Origin of the sequence: Streptomyces sp. NPDC093568 (assembly GCF_044764945.1) — a bacterium.
Classification (GTDB): domain Bacteria; phylum Actinomycetota; class Actinomycetes; order Streptomycetales; family Streptomycetaceae; genus Streptomyces.
Genome location: NZ_JBIWJD010000010.1, coordinates 51,364 through 76,177 on the forward strand (window position 1 = coordinate 51,364; position 24,814 = coordinate 76,177).

Consider the following 24,814-nt stretch of genomic DNA (forward strand, 5'->3'; position numbering starts at 1 on the left):
CGCCACATCGGCGGCAGACAAGCCCGTGACGTACTGCATCCGGCCGTCGGACATGCGAGCGGACGCACTGACGACCAAGCAGTCGCTCTCCCCCCACCGAAAGGTTCAAGATGTCTTCCTCCGTCAGCAGACGGCGCCTCCTGCAAATAGCCGGGGCCACTGCCGCTGCCTCTGCCACCGGATCCTTCATCGGCAGCTCTCCCGCCCACGCGGCGATCCCTCCCGCAAGGGCCGACATCGGGGTCTCCGCGCACCCCTTCGCACTCGACCAGGTCCGGCTCACCGCGAGCCGTTGGCTGGACAACCAGAACCGTGCGCAGAACTACCTGCGGTTCGTCGATGTCGACCGGCTGCTGTACAACTTCCGTGCCAACCACCGGCTGTCCACCAACGGCGCGGCCGCCAGCGGCGGTTGGGACGCACCGGACTTCCCCTTCCGTACCCACGTCCAAGGGCACTTCCTCACGGCATGGGCACAGCTGTACGCCGGGACCGGGGACACCACCTGCCGGGACAAGGCGACCACCATGGTTGCGGAGTTGGCCAAGTGCCAGGCCAACAACAGCGCCGCCGGTTTCAACGCCGGGTACCTCTCCGGCTATCCCGAGTCCGACTTCACCGCTCTCGAGCAGCGGACCCTGAGCAACGGCAACGTGCCGTACTACACCATCCACAAGACCCTCGCCGGCCTGCTGGACGTATGGCGCCTCATCGGCAGCACACAGGCCCGGGACGTGCTGCTCGCCCTGGCGGGATGGGTCGACTGGCGCACCGGCCGGCTGACCAGCCAGCAGATGCAGACCATGCTGGAAACCGAGTTCGGCGGCATGAACGCCGTGCTGACCGATCTCTACCAGCAGACAGGCGACGCACGGTGGCTCACCGTCGCCCGGCGGTTCGACCACGCCGCGGTGTTCGACCCGCTGGCGTCCGGCCAGGACCGGCTGGGCGGACTGCACGCCAACACCCAGGTGCCCAAGTGGATCGGGGCCGCCCGGGAGTACAAGGCCACCGGCACGGCCCGCTACCGGGACATCGCCACCAACGCCTGGAACTTCACCGTCAACTCGCACACCTATGCCATCGGCGGCAACAGCCAGGCGGAGCACTTCCGCGCCCCGAACGCCATCGCCGGCTACCTGAACAACGACACGTGCGAGAGCTGCAACACCTTCAACATGCTCCTCCTCACCCGGGAACTGTTCGCGCTGGACCCGAACCGAGCCGCACTGTTCGACTACTACGAGCGGGCGTGGCTCAACCAGATGATCGGCCAGCAGAATCCGGCCGACGACCACGGCCACGTCACCTACTTCACCCCGCTCAACCCGGGAGGCCGCCGCGGTGTGGGCCCGGCGTGGGGCGGCGGCACCTGGAGCACCGACTACGGCAGCTTCTGGTGCTGCCAGGGCACCGGTCTGGAGATGCACACCAGGCTGATGGACTCCATCTACTACCGCAGTGACAACACCCTGATCGTGAACCTGTTCGTACCCTCGGTGCTCAACTGGTCAGAACGCGGAATCACGGTCACCCAGACCACGACATACCCCGTCAGCGACACCACGACCCTGCAGGTCACCGGCAACGTCAGCGGAACCTGGGCCATGCGCATCCGCATCCCGAGCTGGACCACCGGGGCCTCCATCAGCGTCAACGGCACGCAGCAGAACATCAACACCAACCCCGGCAGCTACGCCACCCTGAGCCGCTCCTGGACCTCCGGCGACACGGTCACCGTCCGCCTTCCCATGCGGATCGTCATGCGAGCGGCCAACGACAACGCGAACGTCGCGGCGATCACCTACGGCCCGGTGGTCCTGTCCGGCAACTACGGCAACTCCGCGCTCAGCTCCCTCCCCACGCTGGACACGTCGTCGATCACACGGACCAGCGGCAGTTCGCTCGCCTTCACCGCGATCGCCAACGGCTCCTCCGTCAACCTGGGCCCGTTCCATGACGCGCACGGCCACAACTACACCGTCTACTGGAAAGCCGGCGGCACCGTCCGTCTGGTCAACGCGGCCAGCGGTCTCCTGCTGGGCATCCAGAACATGTCCACGGCCGACGGCGGCCGCGCGCTGCAGTGGCCGGACAACGGCACCGCCGACCACGACTGGTACATGATCACCGACGGGAACGGGTTCCGCTTCCGCAATGCCCACAGCGGCAAGGTGCTCGGCGTCCAGGGCATGTCCACGGCGGACGACGCGACCGTCCTGCAGTGGTCGGACAACGGCACCGCCGACCACAGATGGACGCTGCTCGACCAGGGAGACGGGACCTACAAGATCCGCAACGAGAACAGCGGCAAGTTGCTCGCCATCGCGGACAACTCCACCGCCGTGGGCGCGTTCGCGGTCCAGGACTCTGACGACGGCACCGCCGACCAGCGGTGGCGCATCGTCAGGAACTGAGATCTGCCCCGGAACCAGGTCTTGGTCGCTCTCTGCCCTTCACTCTGCTCGACGCTGCGATCAATGTTCGACAGACCGAACGCGGTCGGGGCGCAGCACATCAGTCCGGACCGCCCCCGACGGGGCCGACCGGAACCGCTCACCCAAGGAATGAGGTCCCCATGCTCAGACGTATTCCTAGCCGCAGACATCTGTCCGTGCTGCTCGCGGCTTTGGTCGCTTCGGCGGCGACACTCGTCGCCGACCCGGCTCAGGCGGCCACCAGCGGTGCCTTGCGCGGTATCGGTTCCGGCCGGTGTCTCGATGTGCCGGGCGCCAACCAGACCGACGGCACGAACGTGCAGATCTGGGACTGCCATGGCGGGACCAACCAGCAGTGGACGCTCACGGACAACAACCAGCTGACCGTGTACGGCAAGTGCCTCGATGTTCCGGGCCACGCCACCACGGCAGGTACCCGGCCGGTGATCTGGGCCTGCAACGGCGGTACGAACCAGCAGTGGCGGGTGAACTCCGACGGCACGATCGTCGCCGTGGAGTCCGGGCTGTGCCTGGACGTCAGTGGCGGCGCAACGGCCAACGGCACGGCGGTGCAGCTCTGGAACTGCACCGGCGGCAACAACCAGAAGTGGACCGGCCTGTCCGCGCCGCCGGGCGGCACGTGTGCTCTTCCGTCGACGTACCGATGGAGCTCGACCGGCGCGCTGGCCCAGCCGGCGAACGGGTGGGCCTCGCTGAAGGACTTCACCACCGTGACGCACAACGGCCGGCACCTGGTCTACGCGACCTACTCTGACGGGTCGTCGTGGAAATCGATGGCGTTCAGTCCCTTCACGAACTGGTCGGACATGGCGTCGGCCCCCCAGACCGCGATGAGCCAGGGCGCGGTGGCTCCCAAACTGTTCTACTTCGCGCCCAAGAACATCTGGGTGCTGACCTCGAACGGGTGGGGCACCCAATGGCCCTTCGTCTACCGCACGTCGAGCGACCCCACCAACCCCAACAGCTGGTCCGCGCCGCAGCCGCTGTTCACCGGCAGCCTCCCCGACGGCAGCGCGATCGACCCGACCATGATCGCCGACGGCCAGACCATGCACATGTTCTTCGCCGGTGACAACGGCAAGATCTACCAGTCGACCATGCCGATCGGGAACTTCCCGGCCAGCTTCGGCTCGTCGTACACGACGATCATGAGCGACACGGTGAAGAACCTGTTCGAGGCGCCGGAGGTCTACAAGGTCCAGGGCCAGAACCAGTACCTCATGATCGTTGAGGCGCGGGGTGCGAATGAGAACCGCTTCTTCCGCTCGTTCACGGCCACCAGCCTGAACGGTCCGTGGACGCCGCAGGCCGCCACCGAGAGCAACCCCTTCGCCGGCAAGGCCAACAGCGGTGCCACCTGGACCAACGACATCAGCCACGGTGACCTGGTCCGCGACAACCCCGACCAGACCATGACCATCGACCCCTGCAACCTGCAGTTCCTCTACCAGGGCCTGTCCCCCGACATCCCGCCGAACACCTCCTACATACAACTGCCCTACCGGCCGGGCCTGCTCACCCTGCAGCGCTGACCCGAGGGCACACGACCAGAAGCTTGTGACCGTGCCTGTCGGGCACGGTCACGAACTGCTTTCGCCTTGTCTCCCAGGAAGGAACCCCCATGGTCCCCCTGCACAGACGACTGCTGCGTCTCCTCGCGGCCACCGCACTGACGCTCACCGCCTCCGTCACCGCCTCCGCCGGCACGACCGCCGAGGCCGCGCCGGGCAGCCCCGCGCTCACCCCGCCGCTGGGGTGGAACAGCTGGAACAGCTTCGGGTGCGGGATCACCGAGGCCCAGGTCCGCGAGGCCGCCGACGCGATGGTGTCCTCGGGCATGAAGGCCGCGGGCTACCAGTACGTCGTCGTCGACGACTGCTGGTTCGACCCACAGCGCGACAGCGCGGGCAACTTGCGGGCCAACCCGACCAAGTTCCCCAGCGGCATGAAGGCGCTCGGGGACTACATCCACAGCAAGGGCCTGAAGTTCGGCATCTACCAGGCGCCCAACGAGCGTACGTGCGCGCAGGGCGTGGGCACCTACCCCGGCTCCACCGGCAGCAAGGGGCACGAGGCCCAGGACGCCGCCACGTTCGCCTCGTGGGGCGTGGACTACCTCAAGTACGACTGGTGCTCCGGCAACGGCACCCTCACCGAGCAGATCGCACAGTTCACCATCATGCGCGACGCCCTGCGCGCCACCGGCCGCCCGATCGTCTACAGCATCAACCCCAACAGCTTCCACGCCCCCACCGGCGACAAGTACAACTGGGGCGAGGTCGCCGACCTGTGGCGGACGACCGAGGACCTGCTCGACATCTGGCAGAACAACAACACCAACAGCTATCCCATGGGCGTCGGCAACGTCCTGGACGTCACCGCGCCGCTGGCCGCGCAGTCGGGTCCGGGCCACTGGAACGACCCCGACATGCTGGTCGTCGGCCGCCCCGGCCTTTCACTGGCCGAGTCCCGCTCCCACTTCGCCCTGTGGGCGCTGATGAGCGCCCCGCTCATGGCAGGCAACGACATCCGCACCATGTCCGCCGACGTGAGCGCCATCCTGCGCAACCCGCGGCTGCTGGCGGTGAACCAGGACTCGCTGGGCGCGGGCGGACGCCGGGTCCGCGACGACGGCAGCACCGAGGTCTTCGCCAAGCCCCTGTCCGACGGCTCGGTCGCCGTGGGCCTGTTCAACCGGGGCGAGGGCACCGCGACTGTCACCGCCACGGCCGCGCAAGTCGGCCTGTCCGGCAGCTCGTTCACCCTCACCGACCTGTGGACCGGCGGCACGTCCAGCACCTCCGGGCAGATCTCGGCGAGCGTCCCCGCGCACGGTGTCGCCGTGTTCAAGATGACCGGCGGGAGCCCGCTGGCCGCCACCACCGCACGCCTGCGCGGCACCGGGTCCGGCCGCTGCCTGGACGTGGACCGCGCCTCCACCGAGGCCGGGACGACGACGCTGATCTGGGACTGCCACACGGCCGCCAACCAGCTGTGGACCACCTGGGCCGGAGGCGAGATCCGCGTCTACGGCGACAAGTGCCTGGACGCCTCCAACCAGGGCACCACCAACGGCACTCGAGTCATCACCTGGCCCTGCAACGGCCAGAGCAACCAGAAGTGGACCGTCGGCACCGACGGGTCGATCCGCAACGTCCACGCCGGGCTGTGCCTCGACGCCAACGGGGCCGAAACCGCCAACGGGACCCCAGTCATCCTGTGGACCTGCAACGGCCAGAACAACCAGAAGTGGACCACGCTCCCTTGACCCGCCACCCCTACCACCGCGCAGGGAGCCGCCCGATCGGTTGAGAGCCGTCCCACGACAGCATGCCAAGACGGGTGCTCCAGTGGCCCTGCCCTGACTCCGCCAGACGAGCAGGGCAGGGCACCTGCTTGCTCCGAGGAAGCCAGACCTCGATCGACAGCAGGAGATGGTCTGTATGCCGGGTGACGTTGTCAGCGCGCACCGCTGCGGCCCATCGCGGTGCCTGCCCCAGGGCGTCACGTTCGGGGGACCCGGTCCCACGGGCGCAGACGCCACCGGGCAACAACCCGACGCTGAACGCAGCCCTCATCTGCCTGGCCGCCGCCGCGTCGACGTCCTGCGCGCCATGCTCAAGCACCGCGCCCTCCACCAATCCGGGCCCGACCGCGCCTCCAGGACCACCCTGCACCTCCCCTGTGATCAGGAACGACTACGGCCGCCGATCCCCGGGTGGGCTCAGGATGCTTGGTCGTCGCTCTGCTGGATGCTGTCGCCGCGGTTGTTGATCGCGATATAGGTGCCGATGCGGCGGAAATCGTTGATCACGCCGAACATGCTCTTGTCCGACGGCAGCAGGGTCCGCACCGGAGAGTCGTCCGCCAACTGGGCGAGGAACGCCGCCTTGTAGGCGTTGAACACCCTGGCCGTGTAGCCGGGTTCCTTCGCCGCGTTCATCCGGTGGTCGTTGGTGACGGCGATCGAGGCGAGGTCCATCAGATAGCAGTCGATCAGGTCTGTGACGTCCTTGGACGTCGCGTTGCCCTCCCCGTTCACCGCGTCCTCGGCCAGGATCTGTGCCATCCCCACAACGATGTCCCGGTAGATCCCGTGCCGGGTGCTGCTGGGGAAGGCGGCCATGATGTGGTCGGCCTGGCCCGCGCCTTCGGTACTCATGGTGCGCGGCGTCCTCAGGTCCGTCAGGCCGGGCACGGCCAGCGGAACGCCCTCGAACATCGACTCCTCGTCCGGGATGTTCGTGTTCCGGGAGGCGAGGGGGTGCAGGCCGATCTCGTGAGCCAGCATGCCCATGATGTAGCCGATGTCGTACTTCTCGAAGTAGTAGCTGGCCAGGTTGATGTCCACACCGTCGTCGCCACGGTCGATCACGTCGGCCGGCGTCTCCGTCGTGCGCAGGCGCAGGGTGACGCGGCAGGGGCGGTTGCCGATGTACTCGCGGATCGTGTCGTGCTTGCGAAGCAGCTCGATGATGTGGACGGCCTTGTCGCGGTAGGTCTCGTTGGTGTGCTTCAGGTTCGTGAACTCGAAGTTCCCCGACCTGAAGGAGGTGACGGTCGTCGCGTCGTGCGGCATGCGGGCCGGGACATCGGTCCCGGACTCGGTGGACCGGGGCAGGGACACTGGGTCTACCCACACCGACTGGCGCGGGACGGGCGTTGTCGCGGAGCGGGCCGCGGCCCAGGTCTGCTCGTCCTGCTGGGGCTGTGGGGCCACGTCTCCGATGTGGGCGGCCAGGAGGTCGAGGTGTCGGCCACGCAGACCGGCAGCCGCGAGGGAGGAGTCCTCGGGTTGCTCGTCCAGGGCGCCGAGCAGGCTGCCCGGGATGTGTGGGCGGTGCGGGGAGTCGGCGTCCCGGTACTCGTCCCGCAAGCCCAACTGGTGAGTGAGTTCGTGGGCGAGGTGGACCGGGTCGGCGTCCGCCCACCAGGTGTTCTGATCCATCGCCCGGTCCCGGCCCACGAGGTCCACGGTCAAGTGCGGGTCGTCGGCCGGGTCGACGTGCTCGACGGTGACGTGCAGGCGGTCGCCGTTGGGCAGGCGGTAGGCAGGGGTGTTCAGCAACTCCCGCACGCCCGCGTCGAGCTGACTGCGTACGTGTGCGACCTGGTCCGCCGGCCCCCGTATCGCAAGCCGTACCGTGAGGTCGGTGGTGGGCTCGCCCTCGAACGAGAACCGCCGCGTGTCGAAGCCCGACCGCACCACGAAACGGGGGCGATCGTCGCGCGGGCCACGCAACCGAGGTGTCGCCGCGGGGGTTTGCTGTGCGGGCACCTCGGTCTGCTGCGGGAGCCGTGGGCGGGCCTCTTCGGTCGTGATGGGCTGCTGGATGCTGTCGCCGCGGTTGTTGGTCGCGAGGCTGGTGGCGAGTGTGGCGAAGTCCCGGACGACGCCGAACAACCCCTTGTCCGCGGGCAGGAGGGGGCGGGCGGGGCTGTCCTCGGCCATGTGCTGGGCGAGCAGGGCCTTGTAGGCGTTGTAGACCTTGGCGGTGTTGCCGGGCTCCTTGGCCGCGTTCATCCGGTAGTCGCTGGTGATCGCGATCGAGGCGACATCCATGAGGTAGCAGTCGATCAGGTCGGTGACGTCCGTTGCCTTGGCTCCGTCCGCGCCGGATCGCGCGGCGCGGGCCAGCATGTCGGCCATCCTCAGGACGATGTCCCGGTAGATCCCGTGCCGGGTGCTGCTGGGGAAGGCCGCCATGATGTGGTCGGCCTGGCCCGCGCTGTCGGTGTTCATGGTGCGCGGCGTCTTCAGATCGGAGAGTCCGGGCACCGGGAGCGGAACGCCGGCGAACATGGCCTCCTCATCCGGGATGTTCGGGTTCCGGGAGGCGAGTGGGTGCAGACCGATCTCGTGAGCCAGCATGCCCATGATGTAGCCGATGTCGTACTTCTCGAAGTAGTAGCTGGCCAGGTTGATGTCCACACCGTCGTCGCCACGGTCGATCACGTCGGCCGGCGTCTGAGTGGTCCGCACGTGCAGAGTGATACGGCAGGGGCGGTTGCCGATGTAGTCGCGGATCGTCGGGTGGTCCCTCAGCAGCTCGATGATCCTGATGGCCTTGTCGCGGTACTTCTCGTTCGTGTGCTTGAGATTCGTGAACTCGAAGTTCCCCGACTTGAAGGGAGTGAGGGTCCCCTCCTGCGGTGTCCCGTCTTGTCGCGTACGGGCCGGGACTTCGGCCCCGGACTCAGCCGGCCGGGGTAGGGAGACCGGGTCCACCCAGACGGACTGGCGAGGCACCGGTGTGGTGCTCGTTCGGGCCGCGTCCCAGGTCTGGTCGTCGGGCTGGGGCTGCGGGGTCACATCGCCGATGTGGGCGGCCAAGAGGTCGAGGTGTCGGCCACGCAGGCCGGCAGTCGCGAGGGAGTCCTCGGGTTGCTCGTCCAGGGCGCCGAGGAGACTGCCCGGGATGTGCGGGCGGTGCGGGGAGTCGGCGTCCCGGTACTCGTCCCGCAGGCCCAGCTGGTGAGTGAGTTCGTGGGCGAGGTGGACCGGGCTGGCGTCCGTCCACCAGGTCGTCTGGTCCATGGCCCGGTCTCGTCCGGTGAGGTCCACGGTCAGGTGAGGCGAGTCCGAAGGCTGCACCAGTTCGACGGTGACGTGCAGGCGGTCGCCGTTGGGAAGTCGGTGGCCGGGGTTGTTCAGGAACTCGTGCACGCCTGCCGTGAGTCGGTCGTACACCTGCGTCGCATCGGCGCCTCGAAGGGCGACGCGGACGGTGAGGTCGGTGACCGGCTCACCGTCGTAGGAGAACCGGCGGGCGTCGAAGCCGGAGCGAACGACGTACCGAGGACGGCGGTCGAGCCGACCCTGCGGCTTCGGCTCGGGGTTCTGCCGCGGCACGGTGTCGGGGCTGGGCTGAGGCAGCCGTGGGCGCGCCTCGCCCGGGTCGGTGCCGGTCTGGATGCTGTCGCCCTGGTTGTTGAACGTGAAGCTGGAACCCAGACCCAGGAAATTGCCGGTCACGTTGTACCAGCTCTTGTCCGCCGGCAGCAGTGCACGCACCGGGCTGTCCTGCGCCAACTGCGCGACAAACATCTCCTTGTACGCGTTATAGACCCGCGCCGTGTTCCGGGGTTCCCACGCCGCGTCCTTGCGACGGTCGTTCGTGACCGCGATCGTCGCCAGATCCATGAGATAGGTGTCGATCAGATCGGTGACGTCCTTGGCCTTGGCACCCTCCTCCCCGGTCCGGGCGTCCTGCGCCAACACGCCCGCCATCTTCACCACGATGTCCCGGTAGATCCCGTGCCGGGTACTGCTCGGGAAGGCCGCCATGATGTGATCGGCCTGCCCCGCACCCTCCGTACTCATCGTCCGTGGCGTCTTCAGATCCGCCAGCCCCGGCACGGCCAGCGGAACGCCCTCGAACATCGACTCCTCATCCGGGATGTTCGTGTTCCGCGAGGCCAGGGGATGCAGGCCGATCTCATGGGCCAACATGCCCATCACATAGCCGATGTCGTACTTCTCGAAGTAGTAACTCGCGAGATTGATGTCCACGCCATCGTCACCACGGTCGATCACATCGGCCGGGGTCTCCGTCGTGCGCAGATGTAGCGTGATACGGCAAGGACGATTGCCTATGTAATCCGCGATCGTGTCGTGCTTCCGCAACAGATCAATGATCCGGACCGCCTTGTCGCGGTACTTCTCATTCGTGTGCTTCAAATTCGTGAACTCGAAGTTCCCCGACTTGAAGGGGGTAATGGTCTCCGCGTCCTGCGGCATACGAGCCGGGACATCGGACTCGGTCGACCTGGGCAGGGAGACCGGATCCACCCACACCGACCTACGAGGCACCGGTGTGGAAGCAGAGCGCGCCGACTCCCAGGACTGGTCGTCCTGCTCAGGCTGTGGCGTCACATCGCCGATCTGGGCGGCCAGGAGGTCGAGATGACGGCCACGCAAACCGGCCACAGCCAGGGAAGAATCCTCCGGCGGCTCGTTCAGATCGCCCAGCAGGCTGCCCGGGATGTGGGGGCGGTGCGGGGAGTCGGCATCCCGGTACTCGTCCCGCAGACCCAACTGGTGCGTCAGCTCGTGCACCAGATGTGCCGGGGCAGCATCCGCCCACCACGTCGTCTGGTTCATGGCCCGGTCCCGGCCCGCCAGGTCCACCGTCAGGTGAGGCGAGTCGGCCGGGTCGACGTGCTCGACGGTGACGTGCAGGCGGTCGCCGTTGGGCAGGCGGTAGGCAGGGCTGTTCAGCAACTCCCGCACGCCTGCGTCGAGCTGCCTGCGTACGTGTGCGACCTCGTCCTGCGGGCCCCGTAGCGCCAGACGCACCGTGAGGTCGGTGACCGGCTCACCGCCGAACGAGAACCGGCGCGCGTCGAAGCCGGAGCGCACCACGAAGCGGGGGCGGCTGTCCCGCCGGCCTCTTGGGGCGGGTGGGGTGGCCGTGGGGTCGGTCGGTGTGGGTGTCGGGGATTGCGGGAGACGCGGGCCTACAGCGTCCGTGCCCGGTGCCGTGGAGACAGGCACGGTGTCCGTGTCCATCTCGTCCTCGCCCGACTCGTACTCCGACGAGGAGCCGGCGGGATACTGCTCGTTCGCGTTCGCCGTCCTGGCGCCCTGGAGCACCCCGTTCTGGTCCAGGTACGCGCCGATGTTCTCCGCGTTGTCCCTGATGTGCTGCAGCAGCTGGGGCCGCTCGCGCATCCACTGCGGCATGCGCCAGCCGGGGAAGAACATGCCGTGGGTGCCCGACGCCTGCACCTGGTGGCCGAGGGGGTTGCCGATGTGTTCGTTGACGGCTTGGTAGGCGAGGTCGCAGGAGGCGCAGGCCATCTTGAATCCGCCCAGGTTCAGCGTCTGGGGGGCGTTCGGGTCGCCCGGGTTGTTCTCCCAGTGCTCGACCCAGTGCCCGAGGAGGGTCAGCTCGCCGTGCTCGGAGCCGTACGATCCGGCCGCCGGGGTGCCGTCCCGGCCGGCCACGTTGAGGATGCGGGGCCTCGCCAACGCCCGCTTGACCAGGTCGAGTTCGGGTGAGTCGGGGTGGTAGAGCCGGTACCAGCCGGTGGCCAGGGCGCGCAGTTTCGTGCGATCCCGCATGTCCCGTGCGACACCCGGCCGTCTGCGTGCGAGCCACCGCTCGTCCCGGCGCCACTGCTGCCGCTCCGTCGTGAGGCGCTGCTGTTCCTGCTGGGCGGCCGCTTCCTCCTCCAGCAGGGTGTCCCACTGCCGCTGAAGGCCCTCGTCCCAGACGCCCGAGTCGTACCTCTGCTCCAGCTGCCCCCGCAGCTGCGCCTGCTCCTGGGACCGCTGGTCGAGTTCGCGCTGCCCCTGGTCCAGCCGCGCAGACCACTGCCGGTGCGACTCCTCGTCCCGGGACCACTTCTCCAGTTCCCGCTGCCGCCCGGTGCCGCCCGGCTCCTGGCCGGAGACGAACCAGCGCAGTTCGTCCTCCACCAGGGCCGCCTCGTCCGCCGTGAGCGCCTTCGTGCCGGTGTTGCCGGCGATGCCGAGCGAGCCGTCCGGCAGCAGTCCGACGGCGATGTGCGGGGTGACCTGGGCGTCCGCCTGGCGGTCCGGCTTCCGGAGCACTTCCTTCACCATGCGGGCCACCCGGTCCAGCATGCGCAGCGTCACTTCGCGGTCCCGCTGGGAGGTACCCGGCGGGCGCGTCTGAGTGAAGGGGGTGCCGGTTCCGAGGCCGAGCGCCTCCCGTAGCTGGTCGTACTCCTCGGACGCCAGCCTGCCGGCCTGCTCCGCCGCGTCCAGGGCCTCGGGGACGCCGATGCCCGCGTGCTCGGTGAACGCACTGTCGAACGCGACGTCCGGGAAGCCGCCGAGTCGTTCGTTGCGGCGCGTCACCACGTTCAGCAGGGCGTCGGCCCGCAGTTCGGGCTCGTCCAGCAGGTCGGCGAACTCGGCGGCGAACTCGTACTCGGGGCTGGTCCGGACGGTCGCCTGCTCGCTCTCGGAGTCGGAGTCGGAGCCCAGGTCCATCTCGACGTCCGAGTCCGCGCCTGCGTCCGTCGCCTCGTCGGCTCCGGACAGTGTGCTCAGTTCGTACGCCTCCTCCTCGCCCTGCAGGCCAGGGAGGGGGCTGCCGGGCGGGGACTCGGGCAACGGGATGGCAGCCGGGTCCTGGTCCCGCACGGGCGGGGCCGGCGCGGGTGCCGGCGTGCGCGGGATCAGCGGGACGAAGTCGCCGCCGCGGCGGCGGAGCCGGATGTGCGGGCCGGCTTCGCCGGACGGGCCTGGGTAGGTGTGGGCGGTGCCGTTCTCCTCGACCAGGGTGACGGTGGTGCCGGTCGCCGCGGCGGCCCACTCGGCCACCGCACGGTCGGCCCCGGGGGTCCAGGGGGCATCGGCGAGGTAGCGCCGAAGGTGCCCGTCGCGGGCGTCCTGGCTCGGCGGGGGCGCGCCCGGGCGGAGGGTGAGGGGCGGGGGCGTGAAGAGTGAGTCGCGTTCGGCGCGGGTGCCGGGCAGGCCGCCCAGGCGCATCAGCCGGGTGGGCGGTGCCTCGGCGCGCAGGCGCAGTCGATTCGCCTCGTGGCGGTCCAGGCCGGGCTGTTGGGCAGCGTGGTGCAGCGCGGAGGAGAGCGCGCCGAAGAAGCCGTTGCCGCGGCCGGTGGGGGTGCCTTGGGTGTAGGTGGCGCCGTCCGGTGCGGTGAGGACGCCGTCGCGGTCGAGACCGTAGCGGGGGCCGGTGCTATCGGCGGGCGGGTGCCAGGGCGGGGTGGTGTGGCTGCGGTGCGTGGGGGTGGTCTCAGTGCCGGCGCTGCCCGAAGTCCCGGAGCCCGTATCGATGTCGGCCGTGGCCGGTAGCGCCGTGGCGACCGGGGGCGGGGTGCCGGGCGGCAGGGTGGCGTGGAAGAAGCCGTCGGCGGCAAAGAGGACCGGATCCGTGGCCGGGTTGACGGCGGCCGGATCCGTGCCGTGCGGGAGGAAGGTCTGCTCGCGGCCCTCACCGGTCACGACGGTGACCGGGGTGCCGAGGACCCGCGCGGCGAGGGCGGGCAGCAGGTCGGCGCCGCCGTGGTCGCCGGCGCGGCGCTCGGGCGGGGCCGGTTCGCCGTCCGGTCGGCCGGTGCCGTCCGGCTGCGGCTCGCTGGTGAACGGGCGGAGCATGGCCGCGGTGGCGAGGCCCACTCGCTGCGCGGGGGTCGGCCAGAACGTCAGCGGGAGACGGCCGAGGGCGTCGAACTCGGCCTGCTGGGCGGGCGTCAACCGTACCTGCGCGAAGTCGAGTTCGTCCTGGGTGAAGGTGTCCTCGGCATCCAGGGCGAGGGAGTCGAGCAGGTCCTCGTTGCCGTCCTGGCCCAGTTCCCAGGCCAGGCGGTTACGGGCGGCTCGGACGGCCCGCTCGGTGATCGCCGGGTCGCCGGGGTTGGCGGTGAAGCGGGCCGCGAGGTCGGTGCCGAGCAGGTGGGGCAGCCGGCCGCGGTCCTGGGCGACGGCGATGAGCGCGTGGAAGAACGAGGCGCCGTCGTGCGGCATGTCGTGCACGTCGCGCACGGTGGTGCCGTCCGGCGGGGTGAGGGTGCGCGGGGCGGAGTCGGTGCCGTCGGTGATCGTGTACGGCTCGGGCGCCTCGGAGCGCCAGTCCGGCTCGGTGTACTCCTGCGGGCTGTCCGGCACCGGGACCGTGGCCCGGCCCTGGTGGTGGGCGGTGGCTCGGGAGGCCGCGAGGTGCAGCCGGTGGTGGTCCGCGGCGGCGGCGTCGGTGTGCCCCTCCCAGCGGCGGACCTCCTCGCGGGCGGCCTGCCAGGCGGCGACGGCCGGGGACTGCGCCATGGCCTGCGGCAGGACGGTCGCCTGGTCGGGGTTGCCGTCCCCGAGTGCGGCCTGTTCCTCCGGGTTCAGGTCCAGCCATGTCTCCCGGGCCCGCGCCCGGGCGTCGTAGTAGTTCTTCTCGGCCGCGGCGAGGTCGCCCGCCGCCTTGACCAGGTCGTCCCAGGCCTTGCTGACCTCGTCGGGGAACGAGGTGTCGTCCAGGAGGCCGTAGTCGCGGGCGATGTCCTCGCGCAGCCAGACCAGGGCGGTGGTCTCCGCCTCGGCGGCGCGCGGGCCGCGCTTGGCCTTGCCGAGCGCGTGCAGCGGGCGGCTGTCGGTGATCCCGTGGTCCACCTCGGCCACCGACAGCCAGCTCACCGGCACGGCGAAGAGCATGCTGCGGTCGGTGACGACCTTGAGGTGGATGCCGAGGGTGGTGTCCGCGGTGCCCTTGAGCGCGGTGCCGTCGGTCGCGCCACCGATCGGGACCGAGGCGCCCGGGTTCATGACACCCGCGTTGCTGTTGCCGGCCAGCGGCGCGGTGCCGACCACGCCCTCGACGCTGTCGGTGATGCCGGCCTCCAGCGCGTCGGAGGTCTTCGAGCGCTGCATGGCCTCCATGCGCGGCTTGCTCTCGACGGCGAGCAGCCTGGCGCCGCCGCGGTGCATCTTCGCGTAGAGGCGGGATTCGGCGGTGTGGGACTGGCCGAAGAGGCGGGCGGAGGCCTGCGCGGGCAGCGGTGAGCCGTTCGCGGTGAGCGCCTCGCGGAAGCCGGCGGTCAGGCCGACCTGGCTGGTGGCCTCCTGCTGGGCCTGGGCGGGGGCGGTACCGAGGCCGGTCAGCGGGGTGAGGCGGGCCATGCGGACGCGTTCGGTGAGGGAGTTGCCGGTGTGCCGTTTGCCGAGGTCGCCGTCGCCGAGGCCGTCGGCTCGGGCGGTGGCGAGGGTGAGGGCGTCCTGCACGTTGGCGGCGCCTCGGATGTCCACGGCGAGGATGCCGGAGCCGAGGCGGTCGTCGAACGGCAGCACGTCGGAGGCCTCGGAGTCGCCGCGCCAGGCGGCGATGCCCTCGGGTCGGGCCTGATCGACCGTCAGCATCCGTACGGCGCGCTCCGGTTCGGGCACGTCCTCCTCGGTGAGCGCGCCGTCGGCGCCGTCGCCGGTGGGGGTGAGCAGGCCGGCCGGGACGATCTCGTTGAGGGTGCCGACCGACGCGACGGCGCGCGGGGAGAGCGTCTGGCCGGTCGCGTCCGTCATCGTGACGGTCAGGACGTAGCTGGTGACGATCTCGGCGTGCGCCTGGGTGGTGGCGATGTTCGGCATCGAGGTGTTGCCGGTGGTGTCGGTGCGGGTGCTCGACCGTCCCTTGGCGGCGGTGCCCTGGAGCGAGGGGTTGGCGAGTAGGACGCCGCTGTCCGCCGCGCGCTGGCCGACGCCTAGGGTCACGTCGCCGCCGCGGTCCTGGGAGGTGGCGCCGGAGTCGTCGCGGGCGGTGGTGCGGTAGTCCTCCAACTCGTAGCCGGTGCGCAGCCGTTCCACGGTGGTGGTGATCGGCGTCAGCTTGAACCGCAGCTGTCCGGGGCTGCCGCCGACCGGCAGACGGGTCGGGCTGGACCAGGTGCGGTAGCGGACCGGCAGGGTCATCCCGTCGGTCGTCAGCTCGTGCAGATGGGCGCGCAGGAAGTCCGGGGAGAGCCGCTGGAGCACCTGCTCCCGGTCGTGCGAGGGCACTCCGATCTTCTTCAGCCGTCCCGTCAGCTGCTGCGCGGCGTGGCTCGCGTCGAGCTGTCCGCTGGGGTGGCTGGGGAAGCGGCGGCCGCGCAGAAAGGGGGGCAGGCGGTAGCCGCCGCCGAGGTTGCGCGGGGTGGTGGTGCCCAGGCCGTCGGGGGCGAGCCCGGCCTCGATGACGTCCTGCATCGGCAGGTGGAACATCACCGCGTCGCGGACCCGGTGGAGCGCGGCGGCGGCCCGGCGCGGGGCGAGGCTTCGGCCGAGGCGCTCGGACAGCCGCCCGGCGGCGGAGCTGATCCTGGCCCCGGCCTTGGTGCCGATCGCACCCATCGCGGCTGTCCAGTTGTCCCGTACGGCGACGGTCTCGGCGGCGTCGGCGACCACCAGGTACATCCGCCCGCCGTAGGCGAGGGTGGTGTTGCGTCCCCGGGTGAGGGTTTGCGCGACGCTGCGGCCCTTGCCCCAGGCGTACTGGAGGGCGGTCGAGTAGGAGCCGACCACCGCCGGTTGGCCGGGGGCCTGCTGCAGCGGCATGTCGGCGCCCTGGACACCGACGGTGGTGCGCGAGACGGTGCTCGCGCTGCCGGCGATGCGGTGCTCGTTGCCGATGGTGGCTTCGAGTGTGGCCGGCTTCGGGTCGCTCTTGACGCGGAGGTTGTCCAGCGCGCCGCGGACCGCGGCCTTCACGTGGTGCGTCTGGAACGGTCCGGCGCCGTTGAGTCCGGTGATCCGGGAGCCGAACGGGCCCAGATACTGGCCGAGTTGACCGGCGACGTGGAGGTTCGCCATCGCGCGGCGCAGCGCGCTGCGCACCGGGGCGCCGGGCGCGCTGACGTGCCAGGAGGTGCCCGAGGCACGGTCGGCGGTGTCCTGCATCAGCTGTTGGCGTTGGGTGCCGCCCTCGGTGCTGAGCACCACGTGCGGGGCGCTCAGCAGCTTCCGGACGAGCCGTCGGTCGGCCGAGTCCGACCTCGGCAACGGGCGGGTGCCGTCGAGGAGTTGGTCGGCCTCCGTGGAGGAGAGCCGCTGCGGGGCGGGGTCGGTGGCCGGTGCCGCCCCGGTGGGCGTCGGGTCGGCGGGGGCGTAGCGGTCGGAGCCGTGCGCCATGGGTACGGCCAGCTCCACCCGGCCCACCGTCTCGCTCCCCCGGGCGAACAGCGGGCGTTCCTCGGCCTTGCTGACGAAGACGCCGGCGCCGAGGAGGCCGACCGAGGCGAGCCTGGCCCAGCCGCGCGGGCGTCGATGGCCCTCGAAGGTGGCGCCCAGCTCCACCTGGTAGCTGTACAGGTCGGCGCCGTTCTGGAACATCAGGTGGTCGTGGTTGACCGCGACCGTGTTGCGGGTGGCTTTCTGGTCGGTCCTGGCGTAGCGGGCGCCCACGGACACGTTGCCGGTCTGGCGCGGCAGTCCGGCTTCGGGCACCTTGTCGTGGTCGCGGGGCGAGATGCCCAGCTCGACACCGCCGGAGAGCGTGCTGGACGCCTGCTGCCCCTGGCCGGAGACCTCGGTGCCGATGACCGCGTTGCGCAGCGAGCGTTCGCTCATGGTGGTCTCGAACCGCCGGTCGGTGAGCCTCGCCCGCAGGATCAGCGTGTGGTGGCCGCGGCGCACCTTGCCGTCCTCGGTGAGGGTGACCGGGATGCCGGTGGTGGTCAGGTCGTCCAGGCTCTGCGCCAGGCTGGGCCGGTTGAGGGCCTCGCGGACCTGACGGTCGTTGTGCAGCGCGGTCCGCATCCGTCCGTCGCCGTACCAGAACTTCGCCAGTCGCGGGTGCCGCAGCATCAGCGGCGGGACGAACAGCGACGGGTACGAGCGGTGCAGGGTGTCGAGGACGGTGTCCGCGAAGGTGCGCAGGGGGTCCTGGGGGGTGGGTTGCCCTTCCTGGTTCTGCTGGGGATCCGGGTGCTGATCCTGGCCCGGATCCTGATCCTGGTTCGGTACGGCATCCTGCGGGCGGTCGGGGCGGAAGCCCTCGGCGCGGACCTGGCCGCTCAGGTGGACGGGATCCTCCCGGGTGAGGTACCAGGGCACCGGCGGCTCGGCGTCCGGGTTCGGGCCGGTCTGGCCGGGCGTACGGCTGTCCCAGCCCGCGAGCCTTCGGGCGTCCTGGGTGGAGATCCAGTCCAGGCTGACCACCCGGACCGGGCGGGCCGCGGAGGGCGGCTCGCCGGCCTTGCGCACCATCAGGGTGCGCTCCACCCGGTAGAGCGCGACCGGGTGGTTGCGGACCCGACCGGTGGTCTTGCGGGCCGCGTCGGTGCCGAGGTAGTGGCCCCGCCCGGTGCTGAGGTCCCCACGGACGAGCGGCCCGCCCTGGAGACGTACGTCGGTCTCCGGGCCGACGAGGGTGTAGTTGGGGCCGGCGGTGACCTGGACGCCGAAGCGGGTGTCGCGGACGTGGCCTCGCTCGTTCTGGTACGTGGTCTGGGTGAGGTCGCGCAGCTCGGCCTTGACCGACTCGGCGACCAGGGTGGCCCGGTGCGGGATCGACCGCTCGACGACGAGGTGGCCGAGCGGATGCTGTCCGCTCCCCCGGGTCAGTTCGGGTCCGCTGACCGGCCCGGAGAAGCGACCGAACAGGGCGAGCAGCCGCCCCGGACGGACGTACGAGACGAGCGTGCGGTGCGCCGAACTGCCGGGCCGTGCACCGGAGATGGCGAGAGCGATGTCCTCCGGCGGGTCCGGCAGATGCAGTCCGGTGGTGTCGGAGACCCTCGGCTCGACCCCGTCCGGGAAGGTGAGCGTCTCGGGCGCCCGTCGGGGCCCCTTGAAGGGCACGGTGAGGTCGTCGGGCAGCCGCCAGCTGAGCCCGTCGCGCATAGCGAACTCGGCGGTGTGGACGGATCTGCGCTGCCAATCGGGGCCCGGCCCGGGCGAGTCGGGGGTGTTGCTCGGCGCCTCGGTGACCCGCTCCACGCGCACCCGGTAGTGGACGTCGTCCAGGTGCAGGTGCGAGCCCTCGTGGGCGCGGTACTCCGTCTGGTGGTACGCCTGGGTGCCCTGGGAGTAGTCGGTGCGGCGGGTCCAGCCGAGCGAGACGCCGATCTTCAGAAGCCAGTTGAGGGGCGGTCCCATGCTCAGCGCGGCGGCGATTCGACGACCGTAGCCGACGCTGCGGCCGCCGCCCGTGCCGGCCTGTCCGCGGCGCATGGTGTCCAGGCGGGTGGTGCCGCCGTCCACGTCGGCGAAGCGTTCCCAGCGGTGGTACGGGATGGCCTCGACGATCATCTCGTGGCCGACCCCGGACTTCTCCCGGCCCACGAAGCGCGCACCGCGCGGGGCGGTGAAGGCACCGGGCTGGTCGGTCAGCAGGCGCAGCAGTTCCGCCTCGTCGAACTGGGAGCGCAGCTTCTTCGGCAGGTTCCCGAGGATCTCCTGGGCGACCTGCTCGGGTGAGCGCAGGGTGAGGACGCCGGGGCCGTTGAAGAGGCCGGTCCGGTCAGCCGTGCGGGAGTCCGGGTTCCCGTCGTCCGGATCGGCGTCCGGGCTGATCAGGACGGTGGGGAGCCGGCTGCCGTCCTCGAAGGTGACGGTGCGCGGTGCCGGGCCCGGTGGCGGGGCGTCCGGGCCGGTCAGCAGGCGGGGCGGGCGGTACCGGTCGAGCTGGGTCTCCAGCGGCACCCGGTCGCCCCGGTCGGGGGTCTCGGTGTCGGGGCGGTCGAGTTCGGTGATCCCGCCCATGCCGCGCAGCCACTCGCTGAACGGGTCGGAGTCGTCCGGCGGTGCGCTGGCCGGGTCCTCGGTGGCCGGGGTGGTGGTGTCGGTGTCCGGTACGGGGGTCAGCGGGGCCGTCGCCGGGACCAGGGCGTCGTAGTGGTCGTTGCCGTTGTAGGCCAGGTGCAGCGTGCCTCCCCGGCCGCCCGGGTGGAGGGTGGTGACGAGAGTGTTCGCCGAGGAGTGCGGGTCGGGCTGGACGAGGCGCAGGTCGAGGTCGAGGGTGTGCGCCAGCGCCTGCGGGAGCAGGTCGGCGAAGGGAGAGGACCACAGCTGCGAGTGTTCGGCCGCGGCGGCGACGAGTCCCTCGGTGCCGATCCTCCGAGCGTCGGCGGGAGTCGGCGCCACGACGGCGAGGTGCGGGTAGCCGCTGTCGCGGAGGATGCGCCGCCACTGGCGGGCGTCGCCGTTGGTGACGACCGACTGTGCGATGCGGTTCCAGCGCTCGGTGATCCGGCTGCGCGCGTCGGGGTTGCGCACCCCCGCGAGGGCGGTCATCCGCAGGTCGTCCACCACGGCGAGCACCGGGTCCGGGGTGGCCTCGGCCGCCGCGGCGGCGAGTTCGGACCCGGTGATCCGGTCGCGCAGCATGGTGCGCAGCCCGGCGACGTTCCGCGCGGCCCACGCGGGCGGGACGTCCTGGCTGCGGGCGCTGTCGAGCAGTGCCCGGAAGAGGCAGTTCCCGCCGCCCGGGGTGTCGAGTCGTCTGAAGTTGCGGCCGTCCGCGCGCACGGTGTCCGCCGGGCCGGGCGTCGTGGTGCCGTTGCTCAGCACGAGCAGGTCTTCGGCGAGGCTCTCCGGGCGGCTCGGCGGGGGCGACAGGTCGGGCCTGCGGCGGGCGAGTTCAGCGGTGTCCTCGGGGCTGAGCCCCAGCTCGGACAGAGGCAGCGGGGTGTCGGAGAGCGACCAGGTGATCTGCGCGGACGGCGCGTAGGAAAGACCGCGCACGTCGTCCGGCGAGACAAGGGTGTTCGGCGGGAGGGCGGGCGGCGGCGGGGGCAGGAGGGCGTCGAGCGTGGTGTCGGGCCCTGCGGTGGAGCGCAACTCGCCTGCGGCGCGCAGGAAGTCGGTGTACTGCTCGACGGTGGGGCCGGTCGCCGGGTCGACGTCGGCGCCGGACCAGTCGGTGACCATCCGGCGCAGCAGGTCGGGGGTCATACGGCCGTCGCCGTAGCGGGCGGCGGTGTCCGGGCTGAGCCAGCGCAAGCCGTCCACATAGGCGAGCCCGGCGAGCAACTCGCGGTTCCCCGGCTGCTGTTCGGCGTCCGTGCCGAGGGCGTCGCGCAGGGTGCGGACCTGCTGGAGGGTCCGGGCCCGGGCGAAGGCGTCGGCGGGTTCCGGGCCCGTGTGCAGGCCGGCGTCGCGAGCCAGGCCGTCCAGGTCGGCGCCGTCGGGCTCCGGGGTGAACAGCCGCCAGCGTCCCGGCCCGTCCGGACCCTCGGTCAACACCGGGCGGATGTCACCGTTCCCGTCCCGGGCCGTGCCCACCTCGGTGGTCGGCGCATACACGGGCCGCCCGGTGCGGTTCGCCACGTGCTGGGCCACCGGCAGCCCGGCCACCTGCGGCTGCCGGCCGGTCTCGCAGGAGAACAGCACCAGCGGCCGGTCCTGATCGCCGTCCCGCGCCCAGGACTTGAGCACCTCGCCGAGCTGCACACCGCTGACCTTCACGGTGGGGCGTGCCACGTCGTCGGTGCCGAGCGTGACGGTACGAGGGGTGCCGTGCCCCGTGAAGTAGTCGGCGCCCCGCTCGGTGCCCGAACCGGGCAGTGCGGTCGGCGGGCCGGTGAACACCGTACGCGGCGGGGACTGGGCGGTGTCGGTCTCCGAGCCGACGGGACGCGAGGTGGTGCGCACACCGCGGAAGGTGTCCTGGCCGAGCAGGGCCTGGCGGGCTGCGCTGTGCGACGTACCGTCCTCGGCGGGGCTCTGCGAGATGGTCAACGTCTGTACGGCACGCCCGGGTTGGGGCTTCATGGATGTGTCCGGCACCAGACGCCGCAGCTGCGCGAGGGGCACCGTGTGGCCGTCGAGGGTGGTGACGGCCGGCTCGCGGGCCGGCGGCGTGGGGCCGTTGCCGTCGTTGGCGGGGCGCACGACGATACGTCCGGGCGGCGGGGGCGGCACGGTGGGTGCCGCCGCGGGGGTGTCGGGCGTAGGGGACGGGGGTGGTGGCGGCGGGGTGCCGTCGTTCCCGGGCCCGCGTCCGCCGCCGGGACCGGGTGCGTGACCGCCGGTTCCGTTGCTGTCGCCGGACTCCAGGTGCAGGTCGGTGGCTGTTTCGGTCCAGGGGCGGGACAGGGTGTCGAATTTGGCCGTGGGGGGTTCGGCCGCGGCGGTGGTGGGGCGGGGAGCGGTCGTGACTTTGAAGTCGGGGTCGACTCCGTTGTCGTATACGGGAGTTGTGGACTCGGTGAGCACCTTCGCGGGCGGCGTGGCCGAGCTCTCGGTGGCGGGGCTCGGTGCCGGGCCCAGGGCGTCGGCGAGCGGCATCAGGACGTCCGCGCCGGGGAAGGCGGTCTCGGTGGTGACCGTGGTGACGGTGTCGCCGTCCGGTGTCACGATGGGCGGAGGACCGGCCAGCGGGCGGACGCGAACCGGGGCGCCCGGTCCCTCGCGGGTGAGTTCGACGGCGGCGCGAACCGGGCGGCTCGCCCCGTCCGGCGTGACCGGAGGCCCGAGCACCACGGCCCGGTCGACCCCGGCCCGGTCCAGCAGCTCGGCCGCCTCGGGGTCCCCCTCCACCGGGGGTGGTGTCTCCGAGACGACGATGGTCAGGGGCGGTGCGTGGGTTGTGCCGTTGATGTTGCTTGCGTCGGTGGTGCCGGCAGTGTCACTGGTGTCGGCGTAGGAGCCGGTGGTGCTCACCTTCGGCGGATCAGTGGTGATGTCGGGGGCCGGGGTGGAGACGCTGTCGGTCGAGTCCGAGGTCTCGGGGGATGGAGTGACCTCCGGCGAGACCGTGGTGTCCGGGGAAGAGGGAGTCTCCGGCGAGGACGTGGTCTCCGGCGACTGCGAGGGCTGCGTGGAGTCGTCCGTCGTCGTCCGCGAACCGTCCAACGGAGCCGTGCCGTCGGGCGTACGGGTGCCCTGTGGCTGCGACGTCTGCGGCGGCTGCGCGGTGGACGGACCCGGGTTGGCGCCGTTGGAGACGGGGGCGCCCGCCGGCCGACCGCCCGTGCCCGCCCCCGTGCTCGTTCCAGGAGCGGACGCGTTCTGTGAACCGCCCGCGGTGACGGGACCGTTGTTCACCTGTCCCGGCACCGGCGCCGTACGGCCGTCCCGCTCGGCTGCCAGATCCGGGTCCGGCGAGTTCTGGACGTCGCTGTCCACGGTGACCGGCGTGCCGAAGCCGTCCAGCGCGCGGCGGACGTTGTCGGCGTCGACCTGGACGGCCGGGCCGTTCCCGGCGGGCACCACCCGGACCTCGGGCCGTTGCGACAGGTTGTTGTGCACGGTGTCGCGGACGTCGATCTCGGTGTTGCCGGGCAGCGGGGTGCCGCGCAGGTCGGCGAGGTCGCGCAGGGCCTGCTCGCGGACATCGGCGGGGCCGTTGTGGACCTGCTGCCACAGGGCGTTCTCCGCGGAGGTCACGGGCAGTGAGCCCGGCGAGTACGGCGGGGGGTCCTGGGTGATGTAGGACGGCGGGTCCTGAGTCGAGTACGGCGGCGGGTTCTCCGCGAAGTCGGGTTGAGGCGACGGGCTGGTGGAGCCGGCGCCGCCGGTGAGGTCCGTGGTGGAGGGACCGCCGGTGCGGTCGGGGCCGTCGCTGTCCTCAGTGCGCGAGGAGTCGGTGGAGTTCCGCGTGTCGGAGTCGCGGGTGTCCCCGGAGTCCGAGGTGTCACCGGAGGAGACCGTCGGCGGCTGGTTGCGCATCTTGTCGATGACGTGGCGCAGTTCGGCGCCGCTGTTCAGGGCGGCGTCGGAGAGGGTCGACTCGACCTGGCTGCTGATTCCCGCGCCGACGAAGGTGGACCAGTTGGTGGACCAGTCGCCCTCGAAGGCGCCCTTGATCAGGATCTCGGCGAGGGACTCGCCGGCGCTGGCGGCGATGAAGTCGGCCGTGCCCTTGAGCCCGTAGTGGCCGGCCAGCGCGCCCGGCCGGTCGGCGTTGTTGCGCAGGAGTTGGTTGTTGCGCCACAGGTCGGGGTTGTTGCGGAAGGACAGCGGTCCGTCCCTGAAGGTGACCGGCGTGTTGTTCGTGAGGTTCGGACCGTTCCCGTTGGGGCTGGGGGTGGGGTCGGGCCGGTCGTTCGGGCCGGGGCCCGGGTCGGGATCGGGGTTCCGCTTGGGGTCGGGGGTGTTGTTCCTGTAGTCGAGGTCGGGGGTGTTGCGCAGGTTGGGGTTGGGGGTGGGCTTGAATTCGAGGTCGGGCCCGTTCTTGAGGTAGTTGTTGTCGTAGCTCTTGACGATCTTCTTCGCGAAGTCGTCGAAGATGCTGGTGAGGAAGCCCGCGGCGGCGCCGAACGCGGCGGACTTCAGGATGTCGTCCCAGTCGAAGCCGTCGGGGCGGCGGCCGTCCGGGGCGAAGTTCATCATCGCGAGGCGCACCGCGAAGGTGGTGAACGCCTCGGCGAACGCCTCGGTCAGCGAGGGCGCGATGTGCAGCCGCTGGAGCAGATGGGTGAGCGTGGTGAGGATGACGAACCGGCTGCGCAGCTTGGCCATCATGATCTGGCTGGCCGAGGCACCGCCGGTGAAGAAGGACATCGCGAGGTAGAGGGCGATCTCGATGAGCAGCCGGATGACCTCGGCGATGACCTGCCACTTGGACTCCATGATGTCCATGGAGGTCTTGCGTCGGCCCTCGGCGATCTTGTCGAGCTGCTCGGCGAAGTCGCGCAGGTAGTTCTTGCCGCCGTCGTCGATGAGCATGCCCATCGCCTTGGCGTAGGACTTGGACAGGTCGTCCGGCATGACCTCGGCGATGTCGTGGATCGACTTGTCGATCAGCGCGGACATCTTGTCCAGCTTGCGTCCCAGTCCGGAGTAGGGCCGGCGGCTCTCGTAGGCGAGATCCTCGTCGGCGTCGATGAGCTTCTCCCCGGTGAGGATGAAGATCATCGCGTTGACCTCGGGCGATGCCTTGATGCTCATCGGGAGCCGTCCTGGGGGCTGTGCGGGCAGGAAAGAGCGGCCGCTCCCGGCGTGGTGCGGGAGCGGCCGGCGGTGC

At 70.9% G+C, this 24,814-nt stretch carries 4 protein-coding genes; 3 read left to right on the top strand and 1 reads right to left on the bottom strand.

Features of this window, described 5'->3' with window-relative positions:
* The first annotated feature begins 110 nt into the window (after positions 1 to 110).
* The 3 genes from ACIRD7_RS33420 (at position 111) to ACIRD7_RS33430 (ending at position 5,727) form a co-directional block, all read left to right on the top strand.
* Complete coding sequence (locus ACIRD7_RS33420) at positions 111 to 2,417, top strand: beta-L-arabinofuranosidase domain-containing protein (RefSeq protein WP_403459450.1); 2,307 nt, start codon at positions 111 to 113, stop codon at positions 2,415 to 2,417.
* Positions 2,418 to 2,578: 161 nt separating this feature from the next.
* Positions 2,579 to 3,991 (top strand): non-reducing end alpha-L-arabinofuranosidase family hydrolase, encoded by a 1,413-nt coding sequence (locus tag ACIRD7_RS33425; protein ID WP_403459451.1) that lies wholly within the window; start codon positions 2,579 to 2,581, stop codon positions 3,989 to 3,991.
* Between the two features lie 89 nt (positions 3,992 to 4,080).
* Positions 4,081 to 5,727 (top strand): glycoside hydrolase family 27 protein, encoded by a 1,647-nt coding sequence (locus tag ACIRD7_RS33430; RefSeq protein ID WP_403459453.1) that lies wholly within the window; start codon positions 4,081 to 4,083, stop codon positions 5,725 to 5,727.
* A 456-nt stretch (positions 5,728 to 6,183) separates the two neighbouring features.
* On the opposite strand, the gene ACIRD7_RS33435 is transcribed toward ACIRD7_RS33430, so the two are convergent.
* Positions 6,184 to 24,738, bottom strand: coding sequence for a hypothetical protein (locus ACIRD7_RS33435; RefSeq protein WP_403459454.1), 18,555 nt, complete (start codon positions 24,736 to 24,738; stop codon positions 6,184 to 6,186).
* Positions 24,739 to 24,814: the final 76 nt, after the last annotated feature.

Bases quoted from the DNA above. Each gene is read 5' to 3' on its own strand.
- ACIRD7_RS33425 (WP_403459451.1), top strand. From the start codon at position 2,579: ATGCTCAGACGTATTCCTAGCCGCAGACATCTGTCCGTGCTGCTCGCG.
- ACIRD7_RS33435 (WP_403459454.1), bottom strand. From the start codon at position 24,738: ATGAGCATCAAGGCATCGCCCGAGGTCAACGCGATGATCTTCATCCTC.
- ACIRD7_RS33430 (WP_403459453.1), top strand. From the start codon at position 4,081: ATGGTCCCCCTGCACAGACGACTGCTGCGTCTCCTCGCGGCCACCGCA.
- ACIRD7_RS33420 (WP_403459450.1), top strand. From the start codon at position 111: ATGTCTTCCTCCGTCAGCAGACGGCGCCTCCTGCAAATAGCCGGGGCC.